At 65.2% G+C, this 15,039-nt stretch carries 14 protein-coding genes and 1 pseudogene; 9 read left to right on the top strand and 6 right to left on the bottom strand.

All coding sequences use genetic code 11. The features are described from left to right. Positions 1–463: 463 nt before the first annotated feature. Both AB0F82_RS15055 and AB0F82_RS15050 read left to right on the top strand, forming a co-directional pair. Positions 464–1,210, top strand: a complete 747-nt coding sequence (locus AB0F82_RS15055) for an XRE family transcriptional regulator (RefSeq protein WP_362627272.1) — start codon at positions 464–466, stop codon at positions 1,208–1,210. After that, positions 1,207–1,680, top strand: coding sequence for an NUDIX domain-containing protein (locus AB0F82_RS15050; RefSeq protein ID WP_362627269.1), 474 nt, complete (start codon positions 1,207–1,209; stop codon positions 1,678–1,680). Before AB0F82_RS15055 ends, AB0F82_RS15050 begins: the two co-directional genes overlap by 4 nt. Here AB0F82_RS15050 and AB0F82_RS15045 read toward each other — a convergent pair. Together AB0F82_RS15045 and AB0F82_RS15040 are read right to left on the bottom strand one after the other, a co-directional pair. Further along, positions 1,673–2,236, bottom strand: coding sequence for an HD domain-containing protein (locus AB0F82_RS15045; protein WP_362627266.1), 564 nt, complete (start codon positions 2,234–2,236; stop codon positions 1,673–1,675). The two genes, AB0F82_RS15050 and AB0F82_RS15045, sit on opposite strands and share 8 nt — an antisense overlap. Before the next feature lie 48 nt (positions 2,237–2,284). After that, a complete protein-coding gene (locus AB0F82_RS15040) occupies positions 2,285–2,722 on the bottom strand; it encodes a GntR family transcriptional regulator (RefSeq protein ID WP_362627263.1) in 438 nt (145 codons plus the stop codon). A 254-nt stretch (positions 2,723–2,976) separates the two neighbouring features. Between AB0F82_RS15040 and AB0F82_RS15035 the strand changes: the two genes are divergently transcribed. From AB0F82_RS15035 to AB0F82_RS15025, 3 genes are all read left to right on the top strand, one after another. Further along, the gene (locus AB0F82_RS15035) at positions 2,977–4,335 is read left to right on the top strand and encodes an AAA family ATPase (protein ID WP_362627260.1); all 1,359 of its coding nucleotides are present in this window, start codon (positions 2,977–2,979) and stop codon (positions 4,333–4,335) included. 9 nt (positions 4,336–4,344) lie between these two features. After that, the gene (locus AB0F82_RS15030; RefSeq protein ID WP_362627258.1) at positions 4,345–5,208 is read left to right on the top strand and encodes a hypothetical protein; all 864 of its coding nucleotides are present in this window, start codon (positions 4,345–4,347) and stop codon (positions 5,206–5,208) included. Positions 5,209–5,318: 110 nt separating this feature from the next. Next, positions 5,319–6,686 (top strand): hypothetical protein, encoded by a 1,368-nt coding sequence (locus AB0F82_RS15025; protein WP_362627255.1) that lies wholly within the window; start codon positions 5,319–5,321, stop codon positions 6,684–6,686. A 160-nt stretch (positions 6,687–6,846) separates the two neighbouring features. Here the strand turns inward: AB0F82_RS15025 and AB0F82_RS15020 are convergent, their stop codons facing one another. Then, on the bottom strand, positions 6,847–7,257 hold the full coding sequence (locus AB0F82_RS15020) for a hypothetical protein (RefSeq protein ID WP_362627252.1): 411 nt from the start codon (positions 7,255–7,257) through the stop codon (positions 6,847–6,849). A 1,439-nt stretch (positions 7,258–8,696) separates the two neighbouring features. Here AB0F82_RS15020 and AB0F82_RS38675 point away from each other — a divergent pair. Continuing rightward, positions 8,697–8,879: pseudogene (locus AB0F82_RS38675) on the top strand (glutamine synthetase); the annotation flags it as partial. An 867-nt stretch (positions 8,880–9,746) separates the two neighbouring features. Here AB0F82_RS38675 and AB0F82_RS15010 read toward each other — a convergent pair. The 3 genes from AB0F82_RS15010 to AB0F82_RS15000 all read right to left on the bottom strand — a co-directional run bounded on the left by AB0F82_RS15010 (position 9,747) and on the right by AB0F82_RS15000 (position 13,006). Further along, complete coding sequence (locus tag AB0F82_RS15010; protein ID WP_362627246.1) at positions 9,747–11,156, bottom strand: gamma-glutamylcyclotransferase family protein; 1,410 nt, start codon at positions 11,154–11,156, stop codon at positions 9,747–9,749. A 728-nt stretch (positions 11,157–11,884) separates the two neighbouring features. After that, positions 11,885–12,649 (bottom strand): helix-turn-helix transcriptional regulator, encoded by a 765-nt coding sequence (locus AB0F82_RS15005; RefSeq protein WP_362627243.1) that lies wholly within the window; start codon positions 12,647–12,649, stop codon positions 11,885–11,887. 27 nt (positions 12,650–12,676) lie between these two features. Next, complete coding sequence (locus AB0F82_RS15000) at positions 12,677–13,006, bottom strand: hypothetical protein (protein ID WP_362627240.1); 330 nt, start codon at positions 13,004–13,006, stop codon at positions 12,677–12,679. A 284-nt stretch (positions 13,007–13,290) separates the two neighbouring features. Here AB0F82_RS15000 and AB0F82_RS14995 point away from each other — a divergent pair, with 284 nt between their 5' ends. From AB0F82_RS14995 to AB0F82_RS14985, 3 genes are all read left to right on the top strand, one after another. Beyond that, positions 13,291–13,683 (top strand): arylamine N-acetyltransferase, encoded by a 393-nt coding sequence (locus tag AB0F82_RS14995; protein WP_436842094.1) that lies wholly within the window; start codon positions 13,291–13,293, stop codon positions 13,681–13,683. Positions 13,684–13,862: 179 nt separating this feature from the next. Next, a complete protein-coding gene (locus AB0F82_RS14990) occupies positions 13,863–14,117 on the top strand; it encodes a hypothetical protein (RefSeq protein WP_356815700.1) in 255 nt (84 codons plus the stop codon). A 224-nt stretch (positions 14,118–14,341) separates the two neighbouring features. After that, positions 14,342–15,007: a histone deacetylase gene (locus AB0F82_RS14985; protein WP_362627237.1), complete on the top strand. Its 666-nt coding sequence runs from the start codon at positions 14,342–14,344 to the stop codon at positions 15,005–15,007. Positions 15,008–15,039 lie beyond the last annotated feature (32 nt).

The raw sequence follows: 15,039 nt of genomic DNA, 5'->3' as shown, positions 1-15,039 counted from the left end.
TGATGGAGCTCCAGCTCCCCGCACCCCGCCCGTACGAGACGGGCGGGGGAGGCAACCGGCGCGGCCGGCGTGACCGCGGAAGGGTTGGGGTTGCGCTGTACCTCACGCGGAAGACCCGCGTGGCCGCCTACTTGGTCGAGGAGAGGCGGCGTGATCCCCATTCAGTTGTCAAAGAACCGGCGCTTCCTTAGAGCCCTCTCAGGCCCTCCGGGCACACGTCCGTCCAGGTCAGGGCGGCCGTAGCCGTCCCTAGCAGCAAGAGATACATGCTTGAACGTGTATCTCACGATGGAGCGCTCGATTGCGGCTGTCAAGTCCTTCGCTGCTTTCGGGCCCTCCTGGGGCGTGACATCAGAGTGGCTCACACCCCCGGGACGAAGTCACCACCTCCCTGGACGACTTGGGACGTCCTCGGTAGCGTTCGGGGAGTCGAGTACGTCCCTGGACGTCCCTGGGAGCTGGGATGGCAAACGAGCGGTTACGGTCGGCGATGCTCACGCACGGCGTCACGATCGAAGTCATGGCCGAACACGTCGGCGTGGACCCGAAGACCGTGGAACGGTGGATCACCCAAGGCCGGGCACCGTACCGCCGCCATCGCCTCGCGATAGCCGCCTACCTGCGCGAGGACGAGGCCTACCTCTGGCCGAACGGTCTCCCAGAAGGGCAGCGGCAAGACGCTGCCGATGCCGAAGTCCTCAAGGTGTACCCACACCGCTCCTACGTCCCACCCGAGCTCTGGCTCCAACTCTTCGGCCGGGCCGAGCGGGAGATCGGGGTTCTGGTCCACGCCGGCGTGTTCCTTGCCGAGAACCCACGCTGGCCGCAACTGCTTCGTCAGAAGGCGGCGGCTGGCGTACGGGCTCGCATCCTCCTGGGGGATCCGGACAGCCCGGAGGTCCAGCGGCGGGGACAGGAAGAAGAGATCGGCGAGGGGGTGGCCTACAAGGTGCGGGAGGTGATGAAGCTATACCGCCCGCTGTACGGGGTAGCAGGCATTGAGTTCCGCATGCACCGGTCCACGCTGCACAACTCCTTGTACCGCTCGGACGACGAATGGCTGGTGAACACCCAGGTCTATGGCGTGAGCGCACCCTTGACCCCGGTCCTGCACCTTCGTCGTGTCGCGGGCGCCGAGCTGGCCTCGACGTACCAGCAAAGCTTCGAGAAGGTCTGGGACGAAGCCGTTCCTATCGAAAGGTCCTCATGAGCCGCCGCACCGACTACTTCGACGACCCGGACGCCCCCAAGGCCAACAGCATCGTGCCTGCGGTAACGGCATTCGTCGTGAACGACACCGGCGAAGTTCTCCTCGAACGACGCTCCGACAACGGCCGCTGGGGCATGCCTGGCGGCGTTCAGGAGGTCGGGGAAAACATCGCAGGGACGGTCGTGCGTGAGGTCCTCGAAGAGACCGGCATCCACGTTGAAGTGATCGGTCTGGTGGGCATCTTCACGGACCCCGGCCACGTCATTGCCTTCGCTGACGGCGAGGTCCGCCAGGAGTTCTCCCTCTGCTTCCGCGCCCGGCCGGTCGGTGGCGAGATCAAGGTCAGCTCGGAGTCGTTCGCCGTGCGGTGGGTGCCTCGGTCGGAGCTGGATGACCTGGACATCTCTCCGACCACGCGCCGACGTCTAAATGAAGGCTTCCGAGATGTGCCGATTCCGGTGATCAGCTGAGCCGAGCCGCCAACGCCTCGGCCTGCCGCTCCCGTACTCGGTCCACCCGCTCCAGTAGCTCCGGTCGCGCCGCGGACACGGCCCGGAAGACGACATGGTCCGGCCCGTACCGCTCCAGCACCTCGGCGAGCCGATGGGATGGGTCGACGAGATCGCCGACAGGACTGCTGGTCAGGTCGCAGTAGGTGATGGCGTCGACCAGCTGGGGTTCTGCAGGCCCGAACTCGGCGAGCGCATCGGCCAAGCCGAGCTCGGAGGCCTCCCAGGGCGAGGAGGTGTGGAAGGCGACGATGCTGCACAACCGCGGGTCGGCCCCGACCACGTCCCGCAGGTACCGGGCGCCGTCAATCATGTGCTGACCGGTGTCTACCGCCCGCTCGGCATACCCGACGTCGTGCGCGATGGCGGCGGCGGCCAACAGCTCGGCGTCGGCACCAAGCGCCGGCGCCAGTGCAAGGGCCTGTGCGTAGACCCGCTGGGAGTGAGCCCACCGCCGTGGCAGGTCCTTGGCGAGCAGCGACTCGGCGAGATCGTGGGCCCACTTGGCCAACTGCATATCCAGCGCCTCCGAGAGAGTCAGAACCAGGAGTTCAAGCTTCGGGTTTCAAGAAGAGGAGCGAACGAACCGCCCCACGCCGTGCCGAGCCTCGACGTGCCCGGAGGTCTCCAGCTCGCGCACCGCACGGCGCACGGTCCCACGGGCAACCGCGTACGTCTGGGCGAGCACTGCCTCGCTCGGCAGCTGGGCGCCGGCGGGAAGCTCCCCGCTCTGAATCTGCCCCAGCAGGTCATTCATGATCCGCTCGTACGGCGGAGACTCGGCACTCCCCGCCACAGCACGTCCAACGCCGGCCACGGACTTGACGGCCCCCGCCTCTTCGAGGGCCCGCAGCGCGCGCCGCACGGTCGTACGCGCCACGCCGAACTCCCGCCCGATCTCCGCCTCGGACGGCAACCCGTCGGCGTAGTCACCAGCAGCGATTCGGTCACGCAGCACCTGCGAGATCACCTGATACGTCCCACGCGGGCTGGGGCTCGGCACGCGCTCCTCCTTCAACTGGGGTCGCGATCCAGCTTCGCACGGGTGGCCCGGCGCGAGGAGTGTCGCGGCTGCTGGTGCGCGCTGACCAGCATGAACGCCCGAACAGTCTCACGAGGATTGTCCGGACTGTCCGACGTGGTGGCGGGACCCCAGTTTCGGCGGGATGGCTGACACTACGAGCGAGCTCCCATAAGATTACCCTCTGTTGCTAATCGGGTACGCAGTGAGGGGGAAGTGTGACTCCCAGGCGGAAATTGTCAGAGATTCAAGTGCGGGGCCTCCTTGGTCGCTTTGACCATCAGATTTCCTTTCCGGAACCGGATGAGTTCATCATCCTCCACGGCCCAAATGGCGTCGGCAAAACCATGCTCCTAGAGCTTATCCGCGCGTTGTCCGGCCCGTTGCAGCTTTACAGTCTTTTCCGGGTGCCATTTTCCGAGGTGATTCTCGGCTACTCTGACGGTTCCTCCCTGAAAGTGTGTCGGCGCTCGCAGCAGCAGCCCACACTCCTGCCAGACGAAGAGCCTGAGGCCACTACCCAGCACTTGTTTTTCACGCTGACGCGACCTGGACTTCCTGAAGTTGACAGCCAAACCGTATTCGATACCGAAGAGTATAATTCACCGCGATTTCGCGATTGGGCGTCCAGGATTCTTGGGGTCGAATCCGTGGACCGAAATAACTGGATGATCGGAACAGGTGAGATCGTCTCTACGGTTGACCTCGTCTATCGGTATGCGGAAAGGATCTCCGCCCGCTCGCCTCGATGGGCAGGGGAGAAGGTGCATCCAGAGATCAGGAAGTTTGTGGGTCAGAATGACGTGCATCTAATCGAGACCCAGCGCCTCCTGACTTTGCCGGCCCCCGAGCCGGGTGAGTATAGAAGGTCCGCACAATCAGCCGCTACGAGCAAAGTTGAAGAGTTCGGGAGAGATCTGGCTCGACGCTTGGCTGAAGCGCTGGCAGAAAACTCTCAGACTTCACAGGAATTGGATCGAACTTACCCGAGGCGCGTGCTGCAATTTCGATCAGATTCGCCAACCGAAGAGCAAATTCGGCAGCGCTATGCCGAGCAGAATGAGTTGAGGAAGTCCCTCTCCGCAATCTCCCTGCTCGATGAGAAGGTCGGAAAGATTGACATTCCGCAGAAGATGGAGGCGTGGCAGAGGAATGTTCTTTGGACATACTTGGAAGATACGGAAAAAAAGCTTTCTACGTTCAGTGATTTGCTCGCCAAGGTAAGCCTACTGCGAGAGATCGTTAACGCCAGGTTTCTTTATAAACGGCTTGAAATTGACAGGCGGCGTGGATTGCGGCTGGTGAGCGACGAGGGTTCCGAACTTGGCCTTTCTATGCTCTCTTCGGGGGAGCAGCATGAGCTGGTACTGCTCTATGACCTGCTCTTCAACGTTCAGCCCGGCGCCCTGGTGCTCATCGATGAGCCTGAGATCTCTTTGCATGTTTCCTGGCAGAAGCGGTTCATTGATGACCTGCGCAGGATTGCTAAATTGGTCAAGTTTCGGTCCGTAGTGGCAACGCACTCTCCTCAAATCGCCGCGCGTTGGCGAAGTCGCATGATCTCTCTAGGTCCCGACGCGGATGCGGCTGAGTAGGGGGAGTCGTTGTTCACCGAGCTCACGGGCGAGGATCTCTACGCCGAGATCATTATGCAGCGCACGAACGATCGTAGGAACTTCCTCATCGTTGAGGGGGATGGGGATATATCGATCTTCGATCGCTTTCTTGAGGCCGAGCTGTTTGTGGCTATTCCTGCCTCCGGGAAGAAGAGTGCCAGGGAGGCTCTAACCCTGGCATTTGAAGACGGATTCCCGGGTGTCTATTCGGTTCTCGATCGCGACTGGAAGGATCTCATTCCGGGGGAGATTGATGACTGGCGGATCGTCTACACTGATCAATATGACTTGGATATGTGCGTCTTCTTTTCCGGCGCGTACTCTGCTGTGGCTAGCGGATACTGTGTAAGGGGCGGGTACAGGGCCGCTGGAGAGGGGTGCGCCGAAAAGGACATTCAGAAAATATGCCTTGATATGGCGTTCCCGGTGGGTGTCTTGCGTTTCGTTTCCGAGCGGGACGGTTTCCAGCTCCGGTTGCGGGATTTCCCCCTGCATGAGGTCGTAGATCCCGGGGGGCTGTTCGTGGATCTGAGTGCTTTGGTCTCCGTGGCTCTAAATCGCTCTAAGCGATGCCAGGTTCCGGCCAGTGAAATCCTTGCGGCCTTGACGGAAGAAATGGAACAGATCGGTGATCAAGCTCGATACTGTTCCGGGCATGACGTTGCCAGGGCCTTCGCGATTCTGATGAGAAAGAGGTGGTCCACCGTTATGTCTGTGGATCACGTGGAGAAGGCCGCGCGGACGGCTGTCCATTGGGGAAGGTTCAAGAATTTCTCCGTCTATGCCGATTGTGCACTTTGGTTTGATGGTGACGCCACACAGGTGTGGCGCTCGGAGGATGCCACGCTCTAGTGGTCGCCACGATGAGCGAAACGCTGGCGCCTTTTTGTCGCGACCTAGCCAAGGTTGCGCGTGTGGAGCGGCACCGTTGAGTCCTTGTCATAACCCTGCCGTAGTCTCGTGTGGTTGATCTCCTCGACCCAACGGGGGTGGGCATGGCGACGTGGCTTCTGGCGTGCAACCAGGAGATGTTTGAGCTCGACAGGTACCGGCAGGATGGGCACGACCTCAGATCCTGGAGCGTCGGGCGGCACCTCAAGGAGCTGGCCGCCGGTGACCAGTTCGTGATGTGGGTGACCGGGCCCCGGGGCGGCCTTGTCGGCAGGGGGCGTATCACTGGCGTCCCGACGCAGCAGGCGAGCGCCCCGAATGAGTACTGGCAAGAGGACCCCGGCACCCGCTGGTACGCGCCCCTGGTCATGGATGAGTGGCTCAAGCAGGCGATCCCGCGGCAGCGTTTCCAGGAGGATGCGCGCTTTGAGGAGCGGTCGCCGCTGCGCTCCCTGTTCGCTACGAACCCCCACAGGGTGACGGAGGAGCAGTGGGGTGCCTTCGAAGAGGCCTTCGCAGACGAACAGGCCGAGGACACCGGGCCCGCGTGGCATCTTCTCCCGGGCCAGACCATCAAGCGCAAGGAGCTGCACGACCGGTACGGGGGTAGCCGCCAGGGTGGCATCAGCAAGTGTGCCAAGTCGGACAACATCTTGCTGTTCACCGATCCGAAGACGGGCCATCAGCACGGCTACTTCGACAAGTGGGCAGAGGACGGCACGTTTCACTACACGGGAGACGGGCAGACCGGCCCGCAGACCTTCGACAGCTTGGGGAATGGTTCCACCCGCGACCATGTGAGTCTGGGGCTCGCGCTGCGGCTCTTCGAAGGGTCGCGTGGTGTGGTTCGGTACGTCGGGGAGTTCGCGGTGGACCCGGACCAGCCGTATTCATGGGGTGAGGCGCCGGGGACGGGCGGAGGGCCGCTCCGGAAGGTCATCCGGTTCCACCTGGCGCCGGTCGGTAGTACCACTCAGCCGGCTAGCGTTCCGATCGGTTGCGGATACCGCGTAGCGGACGAATCAGTAGAGCCGACCCCTGCCCAGCTCAGCCCTTCTGACTCTGATCTCGTGGGGAGGAATCTCAAAGCCCACCGCAAACTGCAGAACGACTTGGCAAAGGCGGCAGCCGCACGCGGGCTGGAGGTGCTCTCACCGGGTATCGGTGACCCTGACTTCGACCTCGGGTGGCGGCTGACTGCAGCCGAGCTGACGGTGTGCGAGGTGAAGTCGCTGACGTTGGCCAACGAGACACGTCAGCTGCGCGCGGGCATCGGACAGCTGCTCGACTACCACGACAGGCTCCAGGGCAGGGCTGACTCCGTGCGCGCTGTTCTGTGGGTAGAGCGCGCGCCGTCGGAGTCGCGATGGATCGCCCTGTGCGAGCGTGTCGGGATCACGCTCGCATGGCCCGGTCGTGAAGACGATGTGCTCGCCTGAATCGAGCGCTCACCTGCACTGCAGGGCGGTGTGCCTGGGCCGTCTGTGGGCCGTCGGACGGTGGCCGAGGGCGACTGGCGACGGCCACAGACGCCCCCCTTCCCGCCGGTGACCGGGGGATCAGGCAGGGGGGTCGCAGGCCGGGGAGTGGCGCCTTAGTTTACGGGGAATAGTCAGCACCGGGCGCGACAGAACCAGAATTGTCGCTCACGGTTACCGGACCACTATCCTGCCGGTCGAGTTCCGTTCCGTTCGGCGCATAAAGGATGAAGCGGACTATGTAACTCCCGGGCGTATTGATTCCTATATAGCTATCAATGGCGCCCTCATCGTCGTCACTGTCGGGCCGGTATCGAGCAACGTCAAACTGCGTTCCTTGTTCGTTGGTTATAGCGTCAATTATGACTGCCCGAGTCATGCAATCTTCGCCGTCATAGCCTTTGATTGAAGCCTTGACATTGTATGTGCAGCAGGGATTTCCGTCACTTAGAGAAACACTCTCTATCGAACCTCCAGCAGGAGGGTCTTTGGTGCCTTCCGTGAGATACCAGATGAGCAGACCGGCGATCACTGACGCGACTATGCCGCCACCCACCCTAAACGCCATGCGCCAACCTCCACCGGGCGGTTGGTTCGCACTGTCTCCCGTTACGTTTGCCGAACCGTTTACCGCCATGAAACACACCTCCGGAAACCGAGTGCTCTCCGAAAGGGTCAATGTGAGACCGAACCGTCCTTAACCTGGGATCGAGGGTCAGTCATCAATAATGTCTCGCCAAATGCCTATCTCGTGGTGTGAGTGATAACTCCGGCAATCATAACCAGTATCGCCAGGCAGGAGCCGATCGCCCCTGCCGCGGAACGAGTGCACCAAAAGATTAGGAGTATGCAAGAATGACGAGGATGGCAATGTGTCGCGTCAGGTAGGCCTGCCCGATGTGAAGGGCTACGAGGATGCCTAGACTGCCCGCTACGAGGGAGATCGTGATAACGGCGTGTCGATAGTTCCGCGAATGGTCGGCCGTCGCACTGCATCTTGCTGGCCCCGGTCTTCAGGGTTTCGAGTGCTCCCCACATATCAAGGGCATCACGGCTCAGCTCGATGTGCCACTGGAGTCTGTGCCGGGCGATGCGTCATCCGGCCCCGCCTGCGACCCAGTAGGGGTACACGGCCCTACGAACCATGGGGCTGGCGGTGCGGATCTTTGACGCGCGCGGTGTCCGTCCTGATCGGACGTCTTCCGTCAACCCCAGCAAAGGCGGCCAGCGCCTAACTTTGGAGGCGCCCACTCTGCCGTGGACTGTCGACGGGCCCCAGGGTGGGGTATGAACGCTTGGCTCCTTACGTGCAACCCGGACGTCTTTGACCTAGGCGGATTCCGTCGAGACAGGCACGAGCTCCGGTCCTGGAGTGTGGGTCGCTACCGGCAGGAGCTGGCGGCTGGGGATCGCTTCGTCATCTGGCTCACCGGGCCCCGTGGGGGACTGGTGGGACGAGGGCGAATCACTGGCCCCCCTACCCAGCAGCGGAGCACGCCGGATTAGTACTGGCAGGAGGATCCTGGCCTCCGCTGGGTGGTCGTGGACGAATGGGCTCAGACCCGTGGGCTGAGATCCTCTCCCCGAGAGTCACAGACCCCGACTTCGACCTGGCATGGCGACTGACGGTTGATGACTTGACGAAATGCGAGGTGAAGTCGCTGACCCTGGCAAACGAGACACGTCAGTTGCGAGCCGGTGTGGGGGCAGCTCCTCGATTATCACGACAGGCTGCGGGAGCGCGCCGCCAGCGTGCGCGCCGTTCTGTGGGTGGAGTACGAGCCTGCCGACTAGGTGGATCAGCCTCTGTAGGCGAGTGGGCATCACCCTGGCCTGGCCCGGACGCGAGGATGAGGTGTTGGGCTAGCGCCGGCTACACGTCCTGGGCCGCGACAACCCGGCGTATACGCCTGCCTGGACGTCCGGTAGCCAGTGCTTCGTCTGGGCCGTCTGTGGGCCGTCAGAGGGTGGCCGCCAGCCACCGAGGACGACCATCGGCGGCCCCTCCGGTACTGGTCGGCGCCGGGTCGGAGGATGACCCGCCTGGTGGGAGAAGGGGGTCATGACTTCCTCCGCAACAAGAAGCAGGAGTGGGAGGAGTACCGCTCGGAGGTCACCGCCTTCGAACTCCGCAAGAACCTCCCGGTGCTGTAACCCCAGAGCACCCAACACTCCGGGCCGGTGGTCGACGACCACCGGCCCGGAGTGTTGGGTGCTCTGGGCCGCCTATGGGCCGTCCCTCTTGCCGCCTCGTACAGGTCCCGGTCGCAGAGCAGTTTGCCTAGTGTGCATGCGTTAAAGGCGCATTCTGTCAGGACGCATTCGCGGCGATCGGTCTGCAGCCGTATGCCGCGGCTGGTTTCGCCGTCGGGCTTGGCCGTGTTCACCAGTTGCAGCCAGGCAGGCAGGCAGGCAGGCAGGCGGCGCGGGCAGGCCAGGCAAGCACGTCCCGCAACCCCGGCGGGCGCACGACGACAGCTACGGCACCCCGCCGCGTTGTCGGAACGCCCGGATACGGCCCACTGCCAGGACGCACCTCCGCCTTGCGAGGCACCGCACCCGACGCCGCGCGCCGATCCACCGGGCATTACGGGACAGCCCTTAGGCCGGTGACGGTGACTGTGCCGAACGACGGGCATGCCTGCAATTGTTGGGTGGATTCGTCTATGACGCACCGGTACAGGGTCCCGATTCGGCGGTACCCACCGCCCGCTCACCAGCGCCGATGCTGAGGCGTTCCCCGCGTCCAAGGCCTGGGTCGCGATCCTCCAACGGCCTTTGTCTGTCGGACGTCAGTTCCGGCGCGAGGCCAGCCAGCTGTGGGAGACGAGCGGAGTTGGGCGCCCGTACCCCCGGCGTCACGGATGACGAGTGCCTGAGGGCGACCGCACCACCGGAACTGTGGGGGTGGAAAGCAGCTGCTGCCGCGATGCGGGGCCGGTCGGTGTGGTAGTTCCACGTCGGCACCGATCGGCCAGCGTATGAGGGCGGGGCAGGGCCCCGGCTAAGCCACCAGACCATTCAGTCGACGACTTCGATATCCATGTCTTGGACGAAAATCCCGTCCGGCTCGTCCGTGGTGTCCCTGTACTCGTCTAGTGATTCACCGCCCAGTACGCGAAAGGCGTCTTCGATCAGCGCTATGTAGCCCCTCCGAATCACGGTAGGGCGAACATCTCCCGGGTTCCGCGGTTCGGGAACAAGCCTATCGTGAGGAACATACGTCACCACCTTGGCGTCTGCCGGCTTCCCGGTCCACGTGACCTCGGTGCTGACGTCCTGTTCGGTGTAGCTATGCTCCCTGATACGGAGAAGGGAAAGGTCTTTCGCGGAAACGCGAAACACGGCTCCGTTGCAGAAGGCCGAAGGGTCCCGCTTGATCCCTAATGAACGAACCCACCCGTCATATGTCGAACCGTCTGGCATCCGGTACACCCTAGTGGCGAGCTGCGAGGTGTCCGAAGCAACATTCCACGTTCGCCGCCAACCGTACAGTCGGGCGGCAATCGGTCCGTCAAAAGGGTGATACTCATGGCCGACGGTGCGAGCCATAGAACTGCCGCTCACCAGCGAGCCGTACGCAAACAAGTACACGTCGAAACTCTCTTCGAACTGCCGCCACCCGTTCCAGTGCCTCGGGTTGGTGGATTCATCGACTTCGATCTCTGCTGGGTGGCCGATAGAGAAGCAGTCCTCTGTGCTGTAGCGGTACATGCTTGCAAAATCTCTTCCTGTCTCGACGACGGTCCCCCTCGCCAGCGCGATGATGTCGACGAGCGATTTCTCCAACATCTGACCCTGAAGGTCTATCACGCCCCCTTCGTACGTCTGGGCAGCGCTCAGCGTCTCGGAAAGTGGCACCCGGACCGTAAAAGGGACGCCCGGAGTGCTGTAGGCCCAGAACCCGCGATTGACCCGCTTCGTCCCGGAGAGGCAATCAAGTGGCTTGTTGATCAGCGACTTAGGTACAGCGGTCGTCTCGTATCGGGCGATCACGTCGATCGACATATTCACCAGACTCATCTGTGTTCCGTTGTAGAAGCGCAGCACCATGACCGCCCCTTCTCCGGGGCGGTTTATCAGCGAGATCTTGCTCCGCCACTGCAACGGGTCGCGATTGAATAGCTTGAAGACAAATGACCCCAGCAATAGAACGGGGACGACAGCTCCGGCGAGCGTGGAGAATCCCGCGAAAACGTAGTAGCCCGCAGACTCGTCTTCCTGGAACATCAGGTCCCCCGGGTTCCACACCGAAGACAGCGTCAGACGGAAAGCGGTCAGGTATGAAATCTTATGGGAGCTGTATTCGGTAAGGCCGAGGGCGAGCAGGGCCGAGACCGCCAGCGAGGCGGCGACAAAGAAAAAAAGGATGGAACTGAAGCTCCTTCGACTCAGTAGTAATGCCGCCGGTGTCTTGATTCGCGGGTGCATTCGTCCCCCTCGCCGCCAGTGAACGCCGCGCGCACGACCAAACGCGAGACCGTGCTCGCCTGAGCCTGTTCCCTTCCGCCGGAACGTCAACCATGCAAGCACCTCAAGTAGTCGGTAAACCAGCGCAAATGACGTACTCGGTGTGATCACCCTCGGGCGCGGCGTGCACTCAAGCGGGACCGCCGACATCTGCAGCCCGCGGTCCCTCGGCGCCTATCAGCTTCGCGACGAGGTCGTCGCCCCGGGCGGGGGTCTCCGAGCTGCCCCACAGGGTGACGATCCGGCAGGGAGGGGAACGGCGGTTGCCAGAACGGGCTCTAAGGTTCCCTTGGTCCGAACATGCAAGATCAGAGGGCGGTACCGCCACACGGCCGCGTAGGTCTCCCAGCCTGGGCCCTCAGGGGTTACGTGACGTGGTCGGTGGTTTCGTGACGCCCGTACGGTCCGCCGCGGCGCCGCCGTCACACGGACCGGCCCTCTGGTCTTACTGTCGGCCCGGTAGGAGCGCGAGCGGCAGCTGGGTGAGCAATGGCGGGGCGGACGCCCACTGCCCGGCCCGGACCCGCGGCGGGCACGGGCATCGCCCCGCCACAGCCGGGACACTCCGGGCCGACCGCGAGCCCACCTGCGATGGGCGCGGCCTGCGCGGGTACGGCCGGGGCGGGCACGGGCACGGGTGGGGCGGGTGGCGGCGGTGTCGGCCTGGGCGGGGCGGCCCGGGTGGTCGGTCAGGCCCTGGCGTTCGGCGATGCCCCCGCTTGGAAGCGGCTGTGCGCGCCGAGCCCCTCCAGTAGCTCGGAGACATGGCGGCGGCAGGTGCGCAGGGAGATGCCCAGGCGGCGCGCGATGGATTCGTCCTTGAGCCCCTTGGCGAGCAGCACGAGGATGCTCTGCTTCATCGTCTTGGACACGTCGTGCGCGGCCTGCGGCCCCGTCGCGAACGGCGCGGCGTTCTCCCAGTCCCGCTCGACCACGTCCAGCAAATAGGCCAGCAGGTCCGGCTCCCGGATCAGCAGCGCGCCGCCCGACCTGGCCGGCAGCAGGGCCAGCGCCCCGTCCACCACGATCATCTGCGGCAGCACCTCCGGCAGCGTCCGGATCTCGGCGCCCGCCCCGATGAGCTGCTCCGCGTGCAGCCGCGGGGGCTTGGCGAACCGCGTCGCGTGCTGGTAGAGGCTCCGCATCCGGATGCCGCGCCCGAGCAGTGCCAAGTCGCGCGGCAGTGCCTCCCGCAGCGCCGCGGGCGGGAACGAGCCGCCGTGATTGGAGACCAGCACCTCGCTGTGGCAGGAGTCGATCACGTCCGACAACAGCGAGCGCACCGCCAGCTTGTCCGGCAGGTGGTCGATGGTTGCCTGGGGGAAGACGTGCTGGCGGGCCTGGAGGTAGACCGGCGTCAGCGCAGCCAGTCCGTCGCGCTGCAGCTGGATGCGCCGGCGCTGTTCCCGCAGGGCCTCCTCCTGCGCGCGCAGGGCGGTGTCGCTGGGCAGCAACTCCTACAGCTGCGACGCTCCCGAGGGCTACGAGTGCAGCCGCTCGGGCGGCGGCGGGAACAACGCCACCGTCAACTTCGCCCTGACGGCGAAGTCCACCGCCCGGGTCGCGGCCCTCTCACAGGCCGGAGCCTTCGCGGTCACCCCCGTGCGCAGCGTCCGCGTGACGGTCGTGAACCAGTCCGGCGGCCTGCTGGCCCGGACCGGTGCGGGCCTGGGCCACGGCATCTGGAGCGCCGACAACCTGCCTCCGTCGGTCATGAACAACGGCGCGGTGGCGCGCTGGCAGAGCGAATCCGACGGCTTCGCCACCGGGACGGAGGGCTCGGCCGAGTACCAGATGTCCGGCGGCGGCAAGGTCGTCTTCCGCTGGAACAACCCCTTCGCTGGCGGCAACTCCTACGACTGCCAGGTGCCCGCGGGCCACTCCTGCGCCCGGACAGGCCGGCGGCAAGAACGCCGACGTCGTCTTCACGGTCAACTGACCGACCGACCGTCCTCCCCCCGCACGTCACCGGCATCCATCAGAATGAGGAACACCCCGATGCGCAAGCTCCTCGTCGCGGCACTCCTGTGCCTGCCACTGCTGGCCGTGGCCGCCCCCGCTGCCCAGGCCGCCGACTCCCGGCCCGACGAACCGCGTGGAGCTCTTCCAGGCGCGCGTGTACGGGAAGGACGGTGCGCGGGGCATCCCGTACGACCACCTCGCGCTGCGCGTCGAGGGGCGCTGGCTCGCCGACGTGGGCTTCGGCGAGCACAGCGCGCATCCGCTCGACCTGGACGGTCCGTGCGAGCAGAAGGATCCCGGCGGGGTGTTCCTCGTCAAGGCGGCCGCTGACGGTACGGAGGGCGACCTCGACGTGTTGCGCGATGGCGTGCCCGCGTACCGGCTGCAGACACGGCCCCGGGCGCTCGCCGACTTCCGGACCGGGCGTGGTGGCACAGCACCAGCCCGGAGGAGGAGCCGGCCACCGACGAGGAGGTGTGGATCTACCGTACCGAGTTCGGCATCGCGCTCGGCCGGCTGCCCGTGACACTCCATCCCCGGCGCTAGGGGTGCACAAGGGGGACGCACAGGGGGCGGGAGTTGGTGAAACGATACTGCCGCGGGCATTGGAGTGAACTGCCGTTCCCGGCGGTGTCCCCAGGCGTTGGACCGGCCGACGCGCACATCGACCAGCGCGTCGTCGTTCCACAGATCCTTAGGGGAGTCATGCGTATTCGTTCTGCTGTCACCGCGTCCGTCCTGGCCGCCGGCATCCTGCTGGGCGGGGCCGGTGCGGCTCTGGCCAACGACGGGGTCGACATCGATTACTTCTCCGGCGGTCGCGCGGGCCTCTCGTCGAAGTGCTCCTCGCTCGCCGCGGTGCCCGCCACCAAGCCCGGCTTCACGGGCCCGATCTACACCTCCACCTGCCTCACGGACGGCGAGCGGGAGTGGGCGAAGGGTCACCACCTGGGTGCCTGATCCGGCGGCCCGCGCCGCGGGGGGCAGACCGACGGCGACGTCGGTCCGCCCCCGCAGCGTTCCCGGCCCCGCACGGGCGGGACCACCGGCGGGACCACCGGCGGGACCACCGGCGGCTCGGTGGCCTGGGTAGAATTTTTTTGCCCGACAAGCCGCATACGTTCCGCCCGGCACGTGCAGGCGCACTGGTGGAACCCGCGTCGCTCAGCCCCGAGGACCCGTGCATGGCCGTACACACCGTTCGTCCGCTCACCCGGACGATCCCCGACCCCCAGCGCGTCTGGTACGCCTCCTACGGCTCCAACATGCACACGGACCGCCTCGCCGCCTACATCGCCGGCGGCGCCCCGCCGGGAGCGACGCGCGCCCACCCGGGCTGCCGCGACCGGCGGGCGCCCGAGCGCTCGGTCCCGGTCGAGCTCGACGGCCGCCTGTACTTCGCCACCGAGTCCCTGGTGTGGACCGGCGGACGGGGCTACTACGACCCCACCGCCCCCGGCCGGATCCGCGGGCGGGCACACCTGGTGACCACCGGGCAGCTGTCCGACATCGCCGCGCAGGAGATGGCCCGGGAACCGTGCGCGGACCTCGACCTCACGAGCGTCCTGCGGGACGGCCGCCACGCCCTGGGCCCCGGCCGGTACGAGACACTCGTCTGCCCGGGCACGATCGAAGGGATCCCCGTGGTGACCTTCACCGCGCCGTGGACCCTCCGCGACGTCGAACTGCGCACCCCGGCCGCCGCGTACCTGCGCCACCTGGCCACCGGCCTCCTGGATTCCGGCCCCTGGACGCAACAGGACACCGCCGAATACCTCTCCACCTGCCCCGGCGCGGCCGGCACCTGGACCCCCGACCGAATCCACGCCCTCCTGCCCGCCGTCCCCTGACGCCCGCCGCCCGCCCCACAGGGCTGAGGCCG

Origin of the sequence: Streptomyces virginiae (genome assembly GCF_040638905.1) — a bacterium.
GTDB lineage: Bacteria > Actinomycetota > Actinomycetes > Streptomycetales > Streptomycetaceae > Streptomyces > Streptomyces virginiae_B.
This window is presented reverse-complemented; position numbering and strand designations above follow the sequence as displayed.

Bases quoted from the DNA above. Each gene is read 5' to 3' on its own strand.
- AB0F82_RS15050 (WP_362627269.1), top strand. From the start codon at position 1,207: ATGAGCCGCCGCACCGACTACTTCGACGACCCGGACGCCCCCAAGGCC.
- AB0F82_RS15055 (WP_362627272.1), top strand. From the start codon at position 464: ATGGCAAACGAGCGGTTACGGTCGGCGATGCTCACGCACGGCGTCACG.
- AB0F82_RS15010 (WP_362627246.1), bottom strand. From the start codon at position 11,156: ATGCACCCGCGAATCAAGACACCGGCGGCATTACTACTGAGTCGAAGG.
- AB0F82_RS14985 (WP_362627237.1), top strand. From the start codon at position 14,342: ATGGCCGTACACACCGTTCGTCCGCTCACCCGGACGATCCCCGACCCC.
- AB0F82_RS15045 (WP_362627266.1), bottom strand. From the start codon at position 2,236: ATGCAGTTGGCCAAGTGGGCCCACGATCTCGCCGAGTCGCTGCTCGCC.
- AB0F82_RS14990 (WP_356815700.1), top strand. From the start codon at position 13,863: ATGCGTATTCGTTCTGCTGTCACCGCGTCCGTCCTGGCCGCCGGCATC.